Here is a 19,671-nt window from a genome sequence, read left to right as displayed (position 1 = left end):
CCGAACCACTTTCGGCGGTCTCAACGTCGAGCACTGGGCCTTGTTGCGACACGTGGTATAGTTAGTTTCGGTCGTCCATCTGGACGATACGATAAAGGAATATTCCATGGGGGACCAGAAACGCCCGCTGCAACCCGGAGAAGCCGCGCCCGAATTCGCACTGGCCACGGCCAACTTCGACGGAACGGTCTCTTTCGCCGATTTGAGCGGTCGCCCGTTCGTGATCGGTTTCTTTCGCGGGCTGCACTGCCCGTTCTGCCGGCGTCAGTTGGAACAGCTTGCCGGCGTCCAGCCGACCCTGCGCGCCGCCGGGGTGGAGACCGTGGCCGTTATCAACACTCCGGTCGAACGTGCCCGCCTGTATTTCCGCCACCGGCCGACGCCGGTTACGCTTCTATGTGACCCGGACTGCCGCACGCATCGGGCCTACGGTGTGCCGCATGCCGAGTTCCTTCCCGATGGCAGCCGCGAGCAGCCCGAATGGCCCTATGGCGCAACGATGACGCAGTTCCAGGCGGCACGCATCAACCCCACCGGCGAACTGCCGGAACCGCTGCACCCGATGGAAGCCAACACGATACTCAACGCCAAAGACCGCTTCGAGCTTGTCGAAGCCGACCATGCGATCTTCGCGACCCACGCTACCCAGCTCGTCGGGCACTTCCTGGTCAATGCGAACGGCACCGTCGGCTGGGCACGAATCGAAGCGCTCGACGGACCGAACAGCCTGTCCATCTTCCCGACCGCGGCGGAGATCATCGCCGCCGCCGGCAGCCTTGCACGCTGACCTGCAGCGAACGATCACAAACGCTGCAAAAGCAGACCTGCCGCCAAGGCATGAAAGGCCTCGACTGCTTTCGGCAGCACGTTTTGCGGATTTTCGCTGGCGGCGATCCAGAGGGCCGCATTGAGCGCCGCGCCGCTCAGCAACCGAGCCGTCGCCTCTGCGTCAAGCTGCTTGAGGATGCCTTGGGCGATTAGGCGTTCCACGGTGCTCTTGGTCACCTGCAGACACGTGTTCTGGCTCGGCCATTGCGAGGGATCGCCTAACACCGCAGGGCCGTCGAGCAGAACGATGCGTTGGACTTCGGGATTGAGCGCCATCTCGATATAGGCAGCACCCTCGGCGAGCAGCCCCTGCCAATCGTTACCCGCCAGAGCCCCAATCTCTTTTGCGCGCGCCGCCATTTCCATGTCGATCTGATCGACAACCGCCGCCAGCAGCCCGCGCTTGTCTCCGAAATTGTGGTAAAGCGCGCCCCGCGTCAGGCCGGCGTCAGCCGTAAGCTCGTCCATGGATGCTGCGGTGTAGCCCCTTTCCGCAAAAGCCTTTCGCGCCGCGGCGATTAACTTGCGGCGGTTCTCCTGCATCGATTCGCTGCGTCTGTTCGCCATTCAACCCTGCCCATTCCACATACGTAACGTATATGGATTTGACATACGCCCCGTATGCTTGCTATTACACATACGTACCGTATATCAAATCTCGCACGAGCTTGTGAAGGGTATCGGTCGCCGTCACCAACAAAGACAAATCAAAATGACCCATCGCGAAGCAATCTTTCCTGCCGACAGGCACGCTCTTTACGAAGAGCACGGCTATTCCGCCGCGATCCGATCCGGTGATCTGCTATTTGTGTCCGGACAAGTTGGCAGCCGTTTGGATGGAACGCCCGAACCCGATTTCGAACGCCAGGTCCGGTTGGCTTTTGAAAACCTGAAGGCGACCCTCAGCGCAGCCGGGTGCACGGTGGACGATATCGTTGATGTCACCAGCTTCCACACCGACCCTGAAAACCAGTTCGCAACGATCATGGCCGTCAAGCAGCAGATTTTCAGCGAGCCGCCCTATCCGAACTGGACCGCGCTCGGCGTCAACTGGCTCGCCGGCTTCGACTTCGAGATAAAGGTTATCGCCCGAATTCCGGCAAGGAGATGATATCGCCGGCCCCGGCGGCCTGGGATCGGCATCATCATGCCCCGATTTTGCTAGCCTAGCCTACCTGTTCGACGGTTAAGGTGCCGGCCGGAAGGGGCTTGATCAGCGACTGCGCAGAGACCGTTGGATCGAGCCAGTCGGCCCAGACGCCCCGCTCCAGGATGGCGATTTGGCGATCGTGATAGGGTGCGATGTCCGGCCCCGGCTCCATCGTCAGCATGGTGAAGGCCTGTCCGACCTCAGCGGTTTCGCGCCAGATCCCGGCGATGCAGAAGATCGGCCCGCCCTTTTTGGTGAACAGCCATTTGTCTTTGCGTTTTTTCGTCGGATCCTTTGGATCGGTGAATTCGTAAAAGCCGTCGGCGATGATCAGGCAACGGTGCGAGCTAAACTCCCGGCCTTCCGAGCGGAAATTATAGACAGGCCGCTTGTTCGGCCCAGGCCAGCTCCAGCGCCGCTGCACGAGTTCGCCACCATCACCTTTATCGTCGATCGACCTGACGATCGGCGCCGTGTCGGTAATCTTGATGTCCTCGCGCGCTTCAACGTTCGGCGCACCCTCACCAAAACGGATCTTGATTTTGAGGTCGGCGAAGTCCTCGACGATCGAGGCGACATCCACCATCAAGCGATAATCATTGCACATGCATCCTCCGTTTCGGTTCTGATTGTTCGCGGTGATGTTCCTGCTATGATCGAACTATAATGAGTGCGAAGGTTTTCCAGTCCGAGGCCCCGTTCAATGAGCGCCGCGGCATCATAGACGCCATGACGGCGATGTAGAGAAGACCTCAGCCACACGCTCCCTCAAAGGCGATGCTGGCCATCTAAAGCGCCAGCCGCAACTGCGGTTGCGTCTCAGGTCTCCGCCGTTCCAGCGAAGACAGCGACACGCCAAGCAAGCGTATGCCTTTCGGTGACGGAAAGAGCGCCACCAGAAGCAGGTCCACCAAGTCCTCGAGATCGCCGACCGAAGGCAGAGGCGCCGTAACCGTCTTGCTGCGGGTGATCTGGCTGAAGTCGGCATATTTGACCTTGAGCGTCACCGTCTTGCCGCCGATCTCATTGGCCTCGCAGTAATCCCAGACTTTTTCGATCAGCGGCTGGAGACCTTCGCGCGCTGGTTCGTAGGCGTGAATATCCTTGGAGAACGTATCTTCGGCGCCGACGGATTTGCGCACCCGGTCCGGCCTCACCTGGCGATTGTCGAGGCCGCGGGCAATTCCGTGAAAATATGGCCCCGACTTCCCGAAATGTTCGACAAGAAACTCCAGGGTCATCCGCCTGAGGTCAGCCCCGGTCTCGATCCCGAGACGATGCATCTTTTCGGCGGTCGCCGGCCCAACGCCATGGAATTTCTTGACAGGGAGACGTTCGACAAAGGCCGGGCCGTTCTTCGGGGTGATGACGAACTGGCCATTCGGCTTGTTTTCCCCCGAGGCCATCTTCGCCAGGAACTTGTTGTAGGAAATGCCGGCGGAGGCGGTGAGCCCTGTCGTCGCCTTGATCTTGGCGCGGATCTCATCGGCGATCTCGGTGGCGATTTCCATGCCCTTCAGGTTTTCGGTAACGTCGAGATAGGCCTCGTCGAGCGATAGCGGTTCGATCATCGGCGTGTATTCGGCAAAGATCGCCCGGATCTGTAACGACACGGCTTTGTAAACATCGAAGCGTGGTTTGACGAAGATAAGGCCAGGGCACTTCCTTTGCGCCGTGACCGATGGCATGGCCGAATGAACGCCAAACCTTCGTGCTTCGTAGCTGGCGGCCGCCACCACGCCACGGGCGGCCGGACTGCCAACGGCAACCGGCAGCCCACGCAGTTCGGGATTGTCGCGCTGCTCGACGGATGCGTAGAACGCATCCATATCGACATGCACGATCTTGCGTGGCCGCTCGCTCGCCGCAACGTTCGTCATGGCCTAAGTTCCATCGCGATCTTCATCAGCCAGAGATGGGAAATGCGCACCGCATCTATCACCCTCCGGCGTCAGCATGCGCTCGCATCCCATGGCCATTCGGCGCCGGATTTCCGCCAAGCTGGCACCGGCGCCAAATGTTCTGACCAATAGCTTGCGCTCATGCGAGCAATGCCGATCGCAGCTGCGGCAGGTCAATTCGACCATCGGCGCGCGATGATCCCGCAATTTCGGCACCGTATCATCCACAAGCCGATTTCGGCGCATACGAAAATATTCCTTTCCCGCCATTGATTTGAATCTGTTCGCAGATTCGCTGCAGGGCGCCTTTGATCAACTTACGCGAGCTATATACGCATTGACTCATTTAGTTCATTGGAACAAATATAGAACATATGACTGTTTCTCAAGCCGAAAACGGGTTGTCCGTCGAAGGAGATCATGACCGCAGCCGCTGCCGCCCCGAATCCCATCCTCGATGAGCTCCGCGAGAAGATTGCGCATCTGCAGGGCGCGGCTCCCCGCAAGCGCAGCGTTTTGCCCTTCGGCATCGGCAACATCGATGCGCAGCTTCCGGGAGGCGGATTGGCCTATGGTGCGCTGCATGAGGTCGCCGGCGGTGGAAATGGCGCGATCGATGGCGCAGCGGCCGCCTTGTTTGTTGGCGGCATCGCCGCCCGCACGACCGGCAAGGTGGTCTGGTGCCTGACGCGCTTTGATTTGTTCTTCCCGGCCTTTGCCCAGATCGGGCTGCATCCCGATCGCGTCATCTTCGTTGAGGGCGACAAGGAAGAGACGGTGCTGGCGAGCTTCGAAGAGGCTTTGCGTTACGGCGGCCTCGGCGCCGTTATTGCCGAGTTGGTGCGGCTTCCGATGCCGGTATCGCGCCGGCTGCAATTGGCGGCCGAGAAGTCGGGAACACTGGGTTTGGTGATCCGCCGATGGCGGCGACAGACTGAAGCCGCCGGCTTCGGCTCGCCGACGGCGGCAGCAACGCGGTGGCGCATTTCCGTGCTGCCATCCGAACCGCTGCCGGTTCCAGGCATCGGGCGGGCGCGGTGGCTGGCCGAGCTGATCCGGGTAAGGGCCGGGCAGGGAAGCGAATTCATCATCGGAGCATGCGATGGCCAGGGTCGTATCCGTCTTTCTTCCGACGTTGCCGACCGACAGGATCAGGCGAGCCGATCCATCGCTTCACGCTGACACGCCGCTGGTGGTCATCGCCAGAAGCGGATCGAAGCGATGGATTGCAGCAGCCGATAAGGCAGCTCTGAAACTCGGCCTTCGTGTCGGCATGCCGGCGGCAAAAGCCCAGGCGCTCGTCCAGGGGTTGGTGGTGGCCGATGCCGATCCCTCCGCCGATCTGCAAGCGTTGGAGCGGTTGACGCTCTGGGCACTGTCGCAATATTCCCCTGTCGTCGCCATGGACCCTCCAGATGGCATCGTCCTGGACACCGATGGCGCAGACCATCTTCAAGGTGGCGAGGAGCTGATGCTCTCCGGTCTTGTCAACCGGCTCCGCAGCCGGGGCCTTGCGGCCCATGCGGCGATCGCCGACACCTGGGGCGCGGCGCATGCCGTGGCGCGCGCGGCGGCGAAGGAATGGGTGATCGTGCCGCGCGGTGGGGTCGCCAAAGCGGTTGGGCGGTTGCCGCTGTCGTCGTTGCGATTGCCGGCCGAGACCATCGCCGGACTCCAAACCCTCGGCTTCTTCACCGTCAGCGATCTGACTGCAACACCGCGGGCGCCGTTGACGCTGCGCTTCGGACCGGAGGTCGGACGTCGCCTTGATCAGACCTTCGGCCGTGCTGCCGAGCCGATCGAGCCGATCCGACCCGCTGAACTCGTCGAGGTGCATAAATTCTTTGCCGAACCGATCGGCGCGCCGGAGACCATCGAGAAGTACATCGCCCGCCTCGTGCAGCGACTCTGTCTGGAACTCGAAAAGCGCCGGCTTGGCGTGCGACGCGCCGATCTTGTCGTCCACCGTGTCGACAACACCATTCAGGCCTTGAGGGCCGGCACCGCCAAGCCGGCCCGCGACACCGTCTGGCTGACGAAACTTTTCCGCGATCGCATCGAGAAGATCGAGCCCGGCTTCGGTATCGAGAAGCTGAGCCTGGCCGCCATCCTCGTCGAAGAATTTGGCGAAGCGCAGTCGGCCTCGTCGCTGATCGAAGAACAGGTAACAGACGTGACGCCGCTCATCGATGTGCTCGGCAATCGCGGCGGCCAACGGATTTTCCGCGTTGCGCCGATCGCCAGCGACGTCCCCGAGCGCAGCGTCCAGAGGATCGCGCCGACCGCGGAGGAGGATGGCGCCAGCTGGCCGCTACAATGGCTGCGGCCGCCCCGGCTTCTCCCGCGTCCTGAAGCGATCGAGGTGATTGCGCTTTTGCCCGATCATCCGCCGGTCTCCTTTACCTGGCGCGGCAAGCGGCGACGGGTAAGCCGCGCCGACGGGCCGGAGCGCATTTTCGGGGAGTGGTGGAAACGTAGCGCTGAGTGGATCGCCGTCCGCGACTATTTCGTCGTCGAGGACGACAGCGGCGAGCGCTTCTGGATCTTTCGATCCGGCGACGGTGTCGATGCAGACACCGGATCGCACGAATGGTTTCTGCACGGGGTGTTTGCTTGATGCGCTACGCAGAGCTTCAGGTCACCACGCATTTCTCGTTCCTCAGAGGCGCAAGTTCGGCCGAGGAACTGTTCGCGACGGCAAAGCTGCTCGGCATCGAGGCGCTCGGCATCGTCGACCGCAATAGCCTTTCCGGCATCGTCCGGGCACTGGAGGCCTCGCGCGCGACCGGCCTGCGGCTCGTTGTCGGCTGTCAGCTCGATCTTCAAGGCGGCATGTCGATTCTCGTCTACCCCACCGATCGCGCTGCCTATTCGCGGCTGACACGACTGCTGTCATTGGGCAAAAGCAGAGGTGGGAAAGCCAACTGCATCCTGCATCTCGATGACGTCGCGCTATACGCCGAAGGCCTGATCGGCATTCTTGTCCCGGATCTGGCGGACGACACCTGCGCCTCGCAGCTCATGAAGATGGCGGAGGTCTTCGCTGATCGCGCCTATGTCTCGCTCTGCCTGCGCCGCCGTCCGAATGATCAGCTGCGGCTGCATGAACTGTCGAACCTGGCGGTGAAACATGCTGTGAAGACGGTCGTTACCAATGACGTGTTGTTTCATGAACCCGGGCGCCGGCAGCTGCAGGATGTCGTCACCTGCATCCGCAATGGAACCACCATCGACGATATCGGCTTCCAGCGTGAGCGGCACGCCGACCGGTATCTCAAGCCGCCGGAGGAAATGGCGCGTCTCTTTCCTCGCAACCGACAAGCTCTGACGCGGACGATGGAGATCGTCGAGCGCTGCCGGTTTTCGTTGGAGGAATTGGCCTATCAATATCCCGAGGAGGCGCTTGTCCCCGGCATGACGGCGCAGCAGTCGCTGGAGCATTACACGTCAGAATGCGCGAAAACCCGTTATCCCAATGGCCTGCCGGCGGGTATCGAAAAGACCATCCGCCATGAGCTGGCGCTGATCGAGGCGATGAGATACGCACCCTATTTCCTGACCGTCTTCTCCATCGTCCGCTACGCCCGATCGCAAGGCATTCTCTGTCAGGGCAGGGGGTCGGCCGCCAATTCCGCCATCTGCTACGTACTCGGTATTACCTCCATCGATCCCCAGTGCGGCAATCTGCTGTTCGAGCGGTTTGTCTCCAGGGAACGCGACGAGCCGCCGGATATCGATGTCGATTTCGAACACGAACGGCGGGAGGAAGTAATCCAGTGGATCTACAGGACCTACGGCCACGATAAGGCGGCGCTCTGCTCGACCGTTACCCGCTATCGGGCGAAAGGTGCTATCCGCGATGTCGGCAAGGCGCTCGGTTTGCCGGAGGATCTAATCAAGGCGCTCTCCTCCGGCATCTGGGCCTGGTCGGATGTCGTCGGTGGACGGCAGGTCACAGAGCTCGGCCTCAATCCTAAGGACCGGCGGCTCGCTTTGACGTTGGAACTCGCCCAGCAATTGATGGGAGCGCCGCGGCATCTCGGTCAGCATCCGGGCGGCTTCGTCCTCACCCATGAGCGGCTCGACGACCTGGTGCCGATCGAACCGGCGACCATGGTCGACCGCCAGGTGATCGAATGGGACAAGGACGACATCGAGGCGTTGAAGTTCATGAAGGTCGACGTGCTGGCGCTCGGGATGCTGACCTGCATGGCCAAGGCATTTGCTCTGATTAAAGCGCACAAGCATGACGATCTCGACCTGGCGACAATCCCTGCCGATGATCCGGCGACCTACGCGATGATCCGCAGGGCCGATACGCTCGGCACCTTCCAGATCGAAAGCCGGGCGCAAATGGCCATGCTGCCGCGCATGAAGCCACGACAATTCTACGACCTCGTCATTCAGGTGGCGATCGTCCGCCCCGGCCCGATCCAGGGCGACATGGTGCATCCCTATCTCCGTCGCAGAGAGGGCAAGGAAAAGGTCGAATATCCGACGCCCGAGCTGGAGGCCGTGCTCGGAAAGACCCTTGGCGTACCGCTCTTCCAGGAAAGCGCCATGAAGGTGGCGATGATTTGCGCCGGCTTCACGGCCGGCGAAGCCGATCAACTCCGTCGCGCCATGGCAACCTTCAAGTTCACCGGCGGCGTCTCGAAATTCCAGGACAAACTTGTCTCCGGCATGATCAGCAACGGCTATTCGCCGGAGTTCGCGCAAAAGACATTCTCTCAGCTGGAAGGCTTCGGCTCCTATGGTTTTCCCGAAAGCCACGCCGCCTCCTTCGCGTTGATCGCTTATGCATCCAGCTACGTCAAATGCCATTTCCCCGAGGTCTTCTGTGCAGCGCTGCTGAACGCGCAGCCGATGGGTTTTTATGCCCCGGCGCAGATCGTCGCCGACGCCAGAAAACACGGGGTCGAAGTGCGCCCCGTCTGCATCAATCGCTCGCGCTGGGACTGCACGCTGGAGCCGATCGACGGCGCCGACCGGCATGCGATGCGGCTCGGCATGCGTCTGGTACGCGGACTAGCGACCGCCGACGCGGCCCGCATCGTTGCCGCCCGCGCCGATCAGGCCTTCACCTCGGTTGATGATATGTGGCGGCGATCGGGTGTGCCGGTGGCCTCGCTCGTCGAGCTTGCCGAAGCCGACGCCTTCCTGCCGTCCCTCCGTCTTGAGCGGCGCGATGCGCTCTGGGCGATCAAGGCGTTGCGCGACGAGCCGCTGCCGCTGTTCACCGCGGCGGCGCAACGGGAGGCGCGGACGATAGCCGAACAGCAGGAGCCGGCCGTCGAACTGCGGCAGATGACCGATGGCCATAACGTCGTCGAGGATTACAGCCATACCGGCCTCACCCTCCGGCAGCACCCTTTGAGTTTCCTGCGGAGTGATCTCGACAGCCGCCGGATCGCCACTTGCGCCGAAGCGATGACGGGCCGAGACGGGCAATGGGTGATGGCGGCCGGTCTGGTGCTGGTGCGCCAGCGCCCCGGGTCAGCGAAGGGGGTGATGTTCATCACCATCGAGGACGAGACCGGCGTTGCCAATATCGTCGTCTGGCCGAAGCTCTTCGAGCGCTCGCGCCGCATTGTCCTTGGCGCCAGCATGATGGCGATCAACGGCAGGATTCAACGGGAAGGCGAGGTTGTTCACCTGGTCGCCCAGCAGCTCTTCGATCTCTCGGCGGATTTGTCAGGCCTTGCCGATTGCGACGGACCATTCCGGCTGCCGACCGGCCGCGGCGACGAGTTCGCTCACGGCTCGCCAGGAAGTCCGGATTCCCGGGACAGGCTGGCGGCCGCAAAGCCAAGGGACATATTCATCCCGGATCTTCATATCGACACTCTCAAGGTAAAGACGCGCAATTTTCAATAACTGCCGGTCCTGTCAGGAACTTGCCGACAGCGGTAGTCGCTCCTATCTCATGTCGAACAGACCGATGGAGCGACGAGATGGTGGAACTTGTGGCTGACACTCAATTCGATACGACGATCGAGATCATTCCTCCAGAAGACACAAAAGACCAGCCCGATGGCCGTATTTGCCTTTGTTGTAAGCGCCGGTGCCGATGGATGGACGACGACGGCTGTGGCATCTGCGAGGAATGTCTGGCGTCGTGATGAACGCAAGAAGGGCACAACGCGATGGCAATCCGCAGCGCCGGACTTCTGATTTATCGGCGCGTGTCCAATGACCTCGAAGTCCTCCTCGTCCATCCAGGCGGTCCCTTCTGGGCTAGGAAAGACGAGGCTGCCTGGTCGATCCCGAAGGGATTGGTCGAGCCTAAAGAGGATGAACTGGCGGCGGCAATGCGGGAGACTGCCGAAGAGCTGGGTGTAGCAGTCGACGGCACCTTCCGACCGCTTGGCGAATACCGACAGCCTGGCGGCAAGATCGTCGTCGCGTGGTCGATCGAAGCCGATCCGGTATTGGACGTGAACGCGATACGGAGCTCTGAATTTCAAATGGAATGGCCGCCGAAATCGGGCCGGCTAAAGAGCTTTCCGGAGGTTGATCGGGCGGGTTGGTTTACCCACGCCGACGCAGGAACGAAGCTTTTGAAAGGCCAGCGACCGATGCTTGCCGACCTCCTGAAGCATCAGGAATGATCGGCGGAGACCACTGATTGAGCCACCCCTCTCGCCGCACGCATGCGTGAAGCGCGCGGCAGCTATGAGTTGCCTCTATAGACGTCCATATCCATCTGACAGTCAAAGCCATCTGACTCACATCGAGAAAATCGGCGCTCCGACCCGGCATGGGCACGCGCGAGGAGATAATCATGAACGAGATTTCGAAAACCCTGAACGACATGACGCTCGTCGAACGGTCGAGCCTGCTCGACACCGTCGCCGACGCCCTTGAGGCAACCGCTGAGGAGGCAGGAGGGGAGGGCGACGCCCGCTTCGTCGCCAACTCCATCTGCATCGCCAATACGATCCGGGGACTATCGGGGGAGCTTGGCCCCCGCGATCTGCGGGCGGCCGAATTGCTCCTGGAGCAGGGCATCATGCTCGTCCACCAATTTTCCAACAGGACGAAACCAGGTGGAATGGTTCATTAGGTGTTTAGTCCCGGCCTTTCATGGTGCATGGGCCAGAGCGATCGCATCGGCGACTTCCTCGCAGCGATCGCTGAGCGTGCTGGTCGCGACACGAATATGACCGCTTGGCAAGACGGAGAACTTGCTGCCCGGATTGACGGCGATATTGCGTGCGGCGAGCGTCACCATCGCGAATGGTTCGGACACAACGGGCACCCAGAGACACAGGCCCTGGCCTGCGGGTATCGATATTCCCCGTTCGCTGAGCGCATCGGCAAGAGCATCGCGCCTCTGCTGATAGCGGTCGCGCGCCTCGGCGATGAGCCGCCAGGTTGCCGGATCACGCAATAGCCAGGCGGCGGCCCCCTGCAGGATGCGGCTGGTCCAGCCGGCGCTGAAGGAGCGGTAAGACTGGATCTGGTCGACGATAGGCGAAGAACTCGACAAGACGGCGAGACGCAGATCCGGTCCGAGGCTTTTCGAGTGTGACAGGATATGGATCGTCCGCTCCGCAAATCGACCACCTAGGGAATGCGCAGGTGCTGCCGACACGTCGCCGACGCCATCGTCCTCGATAATCAGCGTATCGCTGTCCTCCAGCACGGCTCCGAGCTGATCGAGGCGGGATGCACTGACGGTAATCCCTGTCACGGAATGCAGCCGCGGCTGAAACAGGAAGGCTGCCGGCCGCTGTCGCAATGCCTCGCGAAGCATATCCGGCAAGAGACCGTCGTTGTCGCAGGCGACGGGGATGATCCTGACGCCCAGATCTTCCAGGATATCGAGCAGCCGCATCGCGGTCGGATGTTCGATCGCGACCGACGAACCCGGAGAGACCAGCGCATGCAATACCGTATAGACCGCGTTGTAACCGCCATTGGTGGCAAGAAACGCTTCCGCCTCGTAGGGCCATCGCTGCGAAATGACATCCTTCAGCTCGGGCACGATACGGCTGCGCTCATAGCTGTTGAGGTCGGCGGCTGACGCGCCATGGGCCAGCGCTTCGGCCAGACCGGGAAGAAGCGCTGCATCCGGCCCGGCAGAGGTAAGGTCGAGTACACCCGCCGCATAATTTCCCGAACTCGCAAGACGCTCCGGCTTGGCGACAAAGCTGTCGCCGCTGACCCAGGTACCGTTGCGCCCGCGGCCGCTGACGATCTTCTGCCGCCGCAATTCACTCCAGGCTTCTGAGATCGTTGCCGGGCTAACGCGCAATTCATAGGCGATATCGCGGATCGCCGGCAGACGCGTGCCGACGGGCAAGGCGCCGGCACGGATCAGTGCACTCGTTTCGAGGGCGATCCCGCGGATGCTGCGGTCGGTTATTTTTTCGGCAAACCAGGAGGCTTCGACCGCATCGCCCATTTTGTTCTCACTTTAAATGTTCAATAACGTAATAACATTTGTACTCATTAATTTGAACATTTAATTTGCCCCTCGTCGAGCAATTACGTGAGTTCTTCGCATGCCTGTCACGCTTCGCATCGCCCTCAGAGACTGGGATTACATGACACCGCTGGTGCTCGGTGATGTCAGGTCTTCCCGTCTCGAAATCAAAGTGGATCGGGTGGGCACGCTGGTCTCCAGTCTCGCCGATGACGAAGCTCATGATGCCGCGGAAATGTCCTTCAGCCGCTATTCGCAGCTGCGTCATGATGGCGATGCTCGGGTCATCGGCATTCCGAACTTCATCATGCGCGGCTTCCGCCATCGCTGCATCATCACAGCCAAGGGCAGTCCGATCCGCAAGCTTTCCGATCTGGCCGGCAAGAATATCGGCGTGACCGGCTGGCGCGATTCCGGAAACACCTGGACCCGCGCTGCGTTGCGCCGCGAAGGCGTCGGTGTCGAGAATGCCATGTGGTATGCCGGGCGCCTGACGGAGGCTCATCCGGTCGTCGACCGGCTCGATGGTTTTGGACGGCCCGGCCGCATCGAAGCTGCTCCCGGCGAGCGCCCGATGGTCGATCTGTTGTTGGATGGTCGGCTGGACGCCGTTTTCACGCCTTTCATGCCGAAGGGCTTTTTCGATCAGGGTTCGCCGCTGCGTCAGGTGCTGGATGATTTCCGCTCCGCTGAAGTCGCTTACTTCCACGAGGTCGGTTATATCCCGGGCATGCATCTGATCGGCTTCAAGGCGGAAATCGTCAAGGAGCATCCCTGGATCATGGATGAACTCAGCGAGCTGATCGACGAGTCCCAGCGTATCTGGTTGGAGAAGCGCGAGAAATACGCGGACACCACGCCCTGGATGATCGACGAACTGCGCCGCTGCGCAGCCGACCTGCCGCCGACCTGGAACGTCAGCGGGCTTGCCGAGAACGAGGCGATGATCGCCGACTTCGCCGAGGAACTTTACGAACAGAAGATCATGCCGCGCCTTTTGACACCCGCCGACCTGTTTCCGTGGCACGCCAAGGCCCGGTGAAACTTCTCGCAGGCCTCATCGTTGAGCCACCATTTCGCAAAAACCAAAAAGGGGAATGACATGCATTCGAAACTGATCGCTTCCGCCGCCCTGTTCGGCCTGATGATGACGACGTCGGTGTTCGCCCAGGAGGCAGCCGTTCCGAAACAGACCGTCAACGACGCGCTTCGCGCCCGCTTGCCGGAGAAGATCCGCACGGACGGCAAGATGATCTCCGTCAACAATGGTTCCTTTCCCCCTTATGAAATCGTCACCGGCACGGAACTGACCGGCGCTAGCGCCGATCTTACCGATGCGATCGGCCAGATGCTCGGCGTCAAGATCGAGCACGAGACCGTTAGCGGATTGACCGCATTGCTCGCCGGCATCAATTCCGGCCGATACCAGTTCGCCTTCGGCCCGATCGGTGACTTCAAGACCCGCGAAGAGGCCAATGATTTCGTCGACTGGGTTCAGGAATACGTGGTCTTTTCCGTCCAGAAGGGCAATCCGAAGGCCATCGGTTCACTCGACAGCGCCTGCGGCAATCGCATTGCCGTCATGGCCGGCGGCTCCGCCGAAAAGGTGATCCAGGCTCAGGTCGAAAAGTGCAAGACGGACGGCAAGCCAGCACTTGAAGTGCAGTCCTACACCGACCAGCCGAGCTCGATCTTGGCCGTCCGCTCCAAACGCGCCGATGCCTTCTTCTCCTCGCAGGCGCCGCTGACCTATTTCGTGTCTCAGGCAAACGGCCAGCTGGAACTGAGCGGCGTCGGCCAGAAGAATGGGTTCGACGATCTCTATCAGGGCGCCGTCGTGCCGAAAGGCTCGCCGCTCGGCCCCGTTCTGCTCGACGCTATCACGGCGTTGATGGACAACGGCGCCTATGCCGCCATCATGAAGAAGTGGGGTCTTGAGAACAACATGATCAAGCAGCCCGGCCTCAATCTTGGCGGAGCCTTGCCGAAATGAGCAATGACCGCACGACTGCCACACCGCTTTCGGGCGGTGCGGACTTTCGGGATGTTGCCAACGCCCACAAGCCCTTTCGAACCGGCCGGCTCGTCCTGTGGGTGGTCGTGCTCCTCATAGCCGCGAACTTCCTGTGGATCGTCGCCCACAACGAGAATTTCGGCTGGCCGGTTGTCGCAGCTTATTTCTTCGATCCGACAGTCATCAACGGCCTTTACGTCAGCCTGGGCCTAACTGTGGTCGCGATGGCCATCGGCATCGTTCTCGGCCTCGCCCTGGCGATCGCCCGGCTGTCGAATGACCGGCTCGCAAGGTCGCTGGCATCGCTGTTCATCTGGTTCTTTCGCGGCACGCCGCTGCTGGTGCAGCTGATCTTCTGGTACAATCTCTCGACCCTGTTTCCCGAACTTTCGATCGCCATTCCGTTCGGCCCGACGCTGGCGAGCTGGGAAACCAATTCGGTGATCACGCCAATGACGGCGGCGATCGGCGGCTTGGCTTTGAACGAAGCGGCCTACATGGCCGAGATCATTCGCGGCGGCCTTCTCTCCGTCGATCGCGGCCAGTTCGAGACGGCGGAAGCGTTCGGCATGACCAAGGCGAGGGCGTTGTGGCGGATCATCATTCCGCAGGCGATGCGCTCGATCGTTCCGCCGACGGGCAATCAGCTGATCAGCATGATAAAAGCGACTTCGCTCGTCAGCGTCATCGCCATGGCCGATCTGCTCTATTCCGTCCAGTCGATCTACAATCGTACGTTCGAGATCGTGCCGATGCTGCTTGTCGCGGTCCTCTGGTACCTCTTCATCACCTCGATCCTCAATCTCGGCCAGAGTTATATCGAGGCCTATTACGGCCGCAGCGAACGGCGCAACACCGCCGCCGCGGCCAAATCCGAGACCCTTGTCGAGGAGGCAAGCCATTGACCGCCGCCGAAACCACAAAACCCCTCGTCAGGGCCCGCAACGTCCACAAGTCCTTCGACCAGCTCGACGTGCTGAAGGGGATCGACCTCGACGTCATGCCGGGTGAAGTCGTCGTGGTGCTCGGCCCGTCCGGATCGGGAAAATCGACCTTCCTGCGCTGCATCAACCATCTCGAAGCGATCAATAAGGGCTTCATCGAAGTCGATGGCGAACAGATCGGCTATCGCGTCCGCAAGGACCGACTGGAAAAGCTCTCCAGCAACAGGATCGCCCGGCAACGGCGCAAGATCGGCATGGTCTTCCAGCAGTTCAATCTCTATCCGCATATGACGGTGCTGCAGAACATCGTCGAGGCCCCGGTCGGCGTGCACGGAGAAAGTCGCAAGGCTGCGACGGAGAATGCCATGCGGCTTTTGGAGCGGGTCTGTCTGTCGGAAAAGGCGGGCAGCTATCCTCGCCAGCTCTCCGGCGGTCAGCAGCAGCGCGTCGCCATCGCCCGCGCCCTGGCGATCAAGCCGAAGCTGATGCTGTTCGACGAGCCCACCTCTGCGCTCGACCCGGAGCTGGTCGGCGAAGTGCTCGCCACCATGCGCGATCTCGCCAAGCAGGGTCTGACGATGATCGTCGTGACCCACGAAATCGGTTTCGCCCGCGAGGCGGCCGATCGGGTCGTGTTCATGGACGGCGGCAATGTCGTCGAGATGGGCAAACCTGAGGATGTGATCGGCAATCCGCAACATCCCCGGACCCAGGCTTTTCTCGCCCGTTTTCTCTGACCGATGTCAGTCGGTTGCTTCGACCTCCGGGCCGGAGCAATGGTTCTTCGATCAATACTGGATGTTTTCATGCCCATTCTCGACAATGCCTATGCCCGCGTTTCCGATTTCGAAGCCATGGAGGCGGAGCTGAAGGCGACCCGCCAGTATCTGCACTCCCGGCCAGAACTCTCCTTCGAAGAAGCGGAAACGGCGCGCTACGTCGCAGAAAAGCTCGAGGGCTGGGGTTATGACGTCACCCGCAATATCGGTGGCCATGGCGTTGTCGCGCGGCTCAGCGCAGGCAAGGGTGGCAAGGGTATCGCCATCCGCGCCGATATGGATGCCTTGCCGATCATCGAAGAAACCGGGCTTTCCTATGCCAGCAACACTCCCGGTAAGATGCATGCCTGCGGCCATGACGGCCACACAACCGTCCTGCTCGGCGCAGCCGAATATCTCGCCCGCACCCGCCGCTTCAGCGGCACAGTGACGCTGATCTTCCAACCGGCGGAAGAGGCGGGCAAGAATAGCGGCGCCCAGGCGATGATCGCCGACGGCCTGTTCGAACGGTTTCCGTTCGACGCAATCTTTGGTCTGCACAACCACCCCGGCGCTCCCGAAGGCACCCTTCTGCTGCGATCCGGCCCGATGATGGCGGCGTCGGATACTGTCAATATCACCATCAATGGCAAAGGCGGCCATGCCTCGCGCCCGCACCTGACCGTCGATCCCGTGGTCGTGGCATGCAACCTCGTCGTCTCGCTGCAGACGATCATCTCGCGCAACCTCGATCCGACCCAGACGGCGGTCGTTACCGTCGGCACGATTCATGCCGGCGATGCGGTCAACGTCATTCCGGAATATGCCAGGCTCGCATTGAGCGTGCGCTCCTTCGAGCCGCGCATCCGCGATCTACTGCAGGAGCGCATCACCAAGCTGGCACGCTCGGTGGCCGAAGGTCACGATGCTTCCATTGAGATCGACTACGATCGTGGAAATCCTGTCGTCGTCAATTCGCCTGTCGAGACGGATTTCGCCCGGATCGTCGCGGTTGAACTGATCGGCGAGGACAAGGTCGCGACCTGCCCGCTCATTCCCGGCAGCGAGGATTTTTCACACTTTCTCGAACACAAGCCTGGCAGCTTCCTGCGTCTCGGCAACGGCATGAATTCCGCCATGCTGCATAGCGCCAAATACGACTTCGCCGATGCCAGCCTGACGGTTGGCGCGGCAATGTGGGCAAGGCTCGCGGAGCGCTACCTTCAGGACGACGTCTGAGGCCGCTGCCGCCCGGCTGCCGCTTCGGATTTGGAGCTTGCACGTTCGGTAGCACCAATTGATTTTGTACCCTTTCCAAGCGAGAACATCGCTTCAGGATCTCATCGCGATCGAAGGCCAACCGGTGAGCTGAACGCCGGAGGTTCAAATCACATCAAGACGTAGAAGACCCGATCTCGACGCGCGATTGGTTCCGCCAGACCGCCTGGATGGAACACTCCGCGTTTCGAAAGCTTGGGTATCAGCATCTCGAAGCGGTCCCTGATCAGAGCATGATCCCTGCCAAGGCGTGCGGCAGCGTCGATCCCGGCCGGATCGACAGCCTGTCGTCGAAGATGCCATCCGAGTGGTGGGCGAACAGGATCTCGCCCATGATGATCTATCGCGACTTGCCAAAGCTCCAGCGCAACATGGCGCCGGCATTCGAAGGCGGCAGCCGCCTCCAATATGGAGGGGATGCAACCTTGGTTCCAGGCATTGGCGTCAGTCCAGCCGCCCGCCGGAAGCGCAGCGATGTGACGATTGACCTGGGTGGGTCGGGGCCGTCGTGTCCGGGTAGCCAGAACATCGACACGGACGCGTTGGGCCGCATCCTCGTTGTTGTACTGGGATGATCCCGGTTCCTATTGGTGTGAAGGTCTAGCTGGCGACCGGCCACGGACATGCGCAGAGGCTTCCCGCCGACGGCACGGTCTTTGCCCAATTCAGAATCTGGGGCGCATCAGTCTGCGTATTCAGGTTCGGATGCCTGAAGCTGTCGGCGGACGCTGGCCAGATGGAGTCGCGCGCTTTCCGGATCGCCCTCGCGCATTTCCAGATAGGCCTTCTGGGCAATCTCGTGCGGGATACGAACAAGGCTGCGGCCGCTTCCCATTGCCTTGAGCTGCACCTCGGCGGCGCGCTCCAGATAGTAGAGATCGTCGAACGCTTCGGCAATCGTCGGGCCGAGAACCATCACGCCATGATTGCGCATGAAGACGATGTCTGCGTCTGCTATCGCTTCGGCAATGCGGAGGCCCTCGTCGTAGCCCAGCGCGAGGCCGTTGTAGTTCTCATCGACCGCAGTGCGCCCATAGAACTTCAGCGAGGTCTGGCCCGCCCAGACAAAGGGGTCTCCCTCGATCATCGAGAGCGCCGTCGCATTCGGCATGTGAGTGTGGAATGCTGCGGTCGCACGCGGCATCACCTTGTGGATCTGCGCGTGAATGTAGAAGGCAGTGGCTTCCGGCTTGCCGTCTCCGCAGACAACGTTGCCGTTGAAGTCGCAGATGAGAAGTTGCGATGCACGGATTTCCGCGAACGCCCATCCGTAGGGATTGACCAGGAAGAGGTCCGAGTGGCCCGGAACAACTGCCGAAAAGTGATTGCAGATTCCTTCCTGCAGATCGAGCTTGGCGGCCATGCGGAAGCATGCAGCCAGATTCCGGCGTGCTTCGATGATTTCCGGCGTGTCGAGTGATGCGTTCTTCAGAACCGCCGGAGCGGCGGCATCGGTCTTCAACTCATGTGCCATGATCTCTCCTTTTGGAATTCTGCTCTGGATGCTATTATATGGTCGACATTATGTCGACCATTATGTAATGGTCGCGTGGAGTTTTTCGCTTTGTTTGATGCAGAGCCGATGAGATGCTAACGAGTGTTCTCAAGCGTGATGAGAGGGTGACAGTGTATGGCTGACATGGGGCCGGCATCTGATAGGGCCGAGAAGATCACTGGAAGTGCGCGCGTATACGCGCAGCTTCGAGATGAGATCCTGCGGCTCGAACTTGCACCGGGATCGCCGATTGACGAAAACAGCCTGAGCGAGCGCTTCGACCTTTCTCGTTCACCAGTTCGTGAAGCGCTCGTCCGCCTGTCCAGCGAGGGGTTCGTAAATATCCTTCCGAACAGAAGCACGATCGTGGCGCCAATCGATTTTAGAGACGTCCCGAAGTATCTGGATTCCCTTGACCTCCTGCAGCGGGCCACGACGAGGCTCGCGGCGCAGTTCCGCACGAATACGGATCTCCGGACGATCGAGAAACTGCAGAGCGAGTTCGAGAAGGGTTTCAATAAGAGCCTGAAAACCCGGGATCCGATCTACAACATTGATGCCAACTTCCACTTCCATATGGCGATCGCCGAGGCGGGCAAGAACACCTATTTCCAGATGTTCTACAAACGTCTGCTGGACGAGGGCAGGCGCATGCTTCACTTCCATTTCGAGTTTCAGGCACTTTCCGAACATATGTCTTTCGAGGAGGTCGCAGTTCATCACGTCCAGATGATCGAGGCGATTCGGGCGAAGGACCTCGAATATGCGGACTTGGTTGCTCACGAACATGCGATGCAGTTCAAGGGACGCTTCCTCGAATATTACGATCAGAGCGTAACAGCGAAGATGAAGTTTACACCAACCGCTTGACG

Annotated in this window: 19 protein-coding genes and 1 pseudogene; 13 read left to right on the top strand and 7 right to left on the bottom strand. The window is 60.8% G+C overall.

Annotated features, from left to right (window positions below; genetic code table 11):
- The first annotated feature begins 106 nt into the window (after positions 1-106).
- On the top strand, positions 107-787 hold the full coding sequence (locus RCCGE510_RS05235; RefSeq protein WP_007627854.1) for a redoxin domain-containing protein: 681 nt from the start codon (positions 107-109) through the stop codon (positions 785-787).
- 14 nt (positions 788-801) lie between these two features.
- Here RCCGE510_RS05235 and RCCGE510_RS05230 read toward each other — a convergent pair whose 3' ends face one another.
- Complete coding sequence (locus RCCGE510_RS05230) at positions 802-1,395, bottom strand: TetR/AcrR family transcriptional regulator (RefSeq protein WP_007627853.1); 594 nt, start codon at positions 1,393-1,395, stop codon at positions 802-804.
- A 145-nt stretch (positions 1,396-1,540) separates the two neighbouring features.
- Between RCCGE510_RS05230 and RCCGE510_RS05225 the strand changes: the two genes are divergently transcribed.
- Positions 1,541-1,939, top strand: coding sequence for a RidA family protein (locus RCCGE510_RS05225; RefSeq protein WP_007627852.1), 399 nt, complete (start codon positions 1,541-1,543; stop codon positions 1,937-1,939).
- 55 nt (positions 1,940-1,994) lie between these two features.
- Here the strand turns inward: RCCGE510_RS05225 and RCCGE510_RS05220 are convergent, their stop codons facing one another.
- From RCCGE510_RS05220 to RCCGE510_RS35485, 3 genes are all read right to left on the bottom strand, one after another.
- Positions 1,995-2,585, bottom strand: coding sequence for an SOS response-associated peptidase (locus RCCGE510_RS05220; protein ID WP_007627851.1), 591 nt, complete (start codon positions 2,583-2,585; stop codon positions 1,995-1,997).
- Positions 2,586-2,766: 181 nt separating this feature from the next.
- Positions 2,767-3,858, bottom strand: a complete 1,092-nt coding sequence (gene dinB, locus RCCGE510_RS05215; protein ID WP_007627850.1) for a DNA polymerase IV — start codon at positions 3,856-3,858, stop codon at positions 2,767-2,769.
- 3 nt (positions 3,859-3,861) lie between these two features.
- Positions 3,862-4,125, bottom strand: a complete 264-nt coding sequence (locus tag RCCGE510_RS35485) for a hypothetical protein (protein WP_081525674.1) — start codon at positions 4,123-4,125, stop codon at positions 3,862-3,864.
- A 174-nt stretch (positions 4,126-4,299) separates the two neighbouring features.
- Here RCCGE510_RS35485 and RCCGE510_RS05210 point away from each other — a divergent pair, with 174 nt between their 5' ends.
- The 5 genes from RCCGE510_RS05210 to RCCGE510_RS05190 all read left to right on the top strand — a co-directional run bounded on the left by RCCGE510_RS05210 (position 4,300) and on the right by RCCGE510_RS05190 (position 10,945).
- Entirely contained in the window at positions 4,300-5,061 is a 762-nt protein-coding gene (locus RCCGE510_RS05210) for an ImuA family protein (protein WP_007627848.1), read from the top strand.
- Complete coding sequence (locus RCCGE510_RS05205; protein WP_007627847.1) at positions 4,982-6,496, top strand: DNA polymerase Y family protein; 1,515 nt, start codon at positions 4,982-4,984, stop codon at positions 6,494-6,496. The genes RCCGE510_RS05210 and RCCGE510_RS05205 overlap by 80 nt, the downstream gene beginning before the upstream one ends.
- A complete protein-coding gene (locus tag RCCGE510_RS05200; RefSeq protein WP_007627846.1) occupies positions 6,496-9,756 on the top strand; it encodes an error-prone DNA polymerase in 3,261 nt (1,086 codons plus the stop codon). The genes RCCGE510_RS05205 and RCCGE510_RS05200 overlap by 1 nt, the downstream gene beginning before the upstream one ends.
- Before the next feature lie 269 nt (positions 9,757-10,025).
- Positions 10,026-10,490: an NUDIX domain-containing protein gene (locus RCCGE510_RS05195; RefSeq protein WP_007627844.1), complete on the top strand. Its 465-nt coding sequence runs from the start codon at positions 10,026-10,028 to the stop codon at positions 10,488-10,490.
- Positions 10,491-10,663: 173 nt separating this feature from the next.
- Positions 10,664-10,945 (top strand): hypothetical protein, encoded by a 282-nt coding sequence (locus RCCGE510_RS05190; RefSeq protein WP_037077861.1) that lies wholly within the window; start codon positions 10,664-10,666, stop codon positions 10,943-10,945.
- An 18-nt stretch (positions 10,946-10,963) separates the two neighbouring features.
- On the opposite strand, the gene RCCGE510_RS05185 is transcribed toward RCCGE510_RS05190, so the two are convergent.
- The gene (locus tag RCCGE510_RS05185; RefSeq protein ID WP_007627840.1) at positions 10,964-12,289 is read right to left on the bottom strand and encodes an aminotransferase class I/II-fold pyridoxal phosphate-dependent enzyme; all 1,326 of its coding nucleotides are present in this window, start codon (positions 12,287-12,289) and stop codon (positions 10,964-10,966) included.
- Positions 12,290-12,389: 100 nt separating this feature from the next.
- Between RCCGE510_RS05185 and RCCGE510_RS05180 the strand changes: the two genes are divergently transcribed.
- The 5 genes from RCCGE510_RS05180 to RCCGE510_RS05160 all read left to right on the top strand — a co-directional run bounded on the left by RCCGE510_RS05180 (position 12,390) and on the right by RCCGE510_RS05160 (position 17,265).
- Positions 12,390-13,352 (top strand): nitrate ABC transporter substrate-binding protein, encoded by a 963-nt coding sequence (locus RCCGE510_RS05180; RefSeq protein ID WP_037077823.1) that lies wholly within the window; start codon positions 12,390-12,392, stop codon positions 13,350-13,352.
- 60 nt (positions 13,353-13,412) lie between these two features.
- Positions 13,413-14,303, top strand: coding sequence for an ABC transporter substrate-binding protein (locus RCCGE510_RS05175; protein ID WP_007627836.1), 891 nt, complete (start codon positions 13,413-13,415; stop codon positions 14,301-14,303).
- Positions 14,300-15,229 (top strand): amino acid ABC transporter permease, encoded by a 930-nt coding sequence (locus RCCGE510_RS05170; RefSeq protein ID WP_007627835.1) that lies wholly within the window; start codon positions 14,300-14,302, stop codon positions 15,227-15,229. The genes RCCGE510_RS05175 and RCCGE510_RS05170 overlap by 4 nt, the downstream gene beginning before the upstream one ends.
- Positions 15,226-16,005, top strand: a complete 780-nt coding sequence (locus RCCGE510_RS05165) for an amino acid ABC transporter ATP-binding protein (RefSeq protein WP_007627833.1) — start codon at positions 15,226-15,228, stop codon at positions 16,003-16,005. The genes RCCGE510_RS05170 and RCCGE510_RS05165 overlap by 4 nt, the downstream gene beginning before the upstream one ends.
- A 69-nt stretch (positions 16,006-16,074) precedes the next feature.
- Positions 16,075-17,265 carry a M20 aminoacylase family protein gene (locus RCCGE510_RS05160; RefSeq protein WP_007627832.1) on the top strand — a complete coding sequence of 397 codons (1,191 nt, stop codon included), beginning with the start codon at positions 16,075-16,077 and terminating at the stop codon, positions 17,263-17,265.
- Between the two features lie 230 nt (positions 17,266-17,495).
- Here the strand turns inward: RCCGE510_RS05160 and RCCGE510_RS33110 are convergent.
- Positions 17,496-17,764, bottom strand: a pseudogene (locus RCCGE510_RS33110) (flavin reductase family protein); the annotation flags it as partial.
- 222 nt (positions 17,765-17,986) lie between these two features.
- Entirely contained in the window at positions 17,987-18,778 is a 792-nt protein-coding gene (locus RCCGE510_RS05150) for an aldolase (RefSeq protein WP_007627829.1), read from the bottom strand.
- A gap of 156 nt (positions 18,779-18,934) precedes the next feature.
- On the opposite strand from RCCGE510_RS05150, the gene RCCGE510_RS05145 reads away from it, so the two are divergent.
- Positions 18,935-19,669: a GntR family transcriptional regulator gene (locus tag RCCGE510_RS05145; RefSeq protein WP_007627828.1), complete on the top strand. Its 735-nt coding sequence runs from the start codon at positions 18,935-18,937 to the stop codon at positions 19,667-19,669.
- The last annotated feature ends 2 nt before the right edge of the window (positions 19,670-19,671 follow it).

It is taken from the genome of Rhizobium sp. CCGE 510, from assembly GCF_000292525.1.
Lineage (GTDB): Bacteria > Pseudomonadota > Alphaproteobacteria > Rhizobiales > Rhizobiaceae > Rhizobium.
Note: the sequence above shows the minus strand (reverse complement) of the source record. Positions and strands in the feature narration are given on the sequence as shown.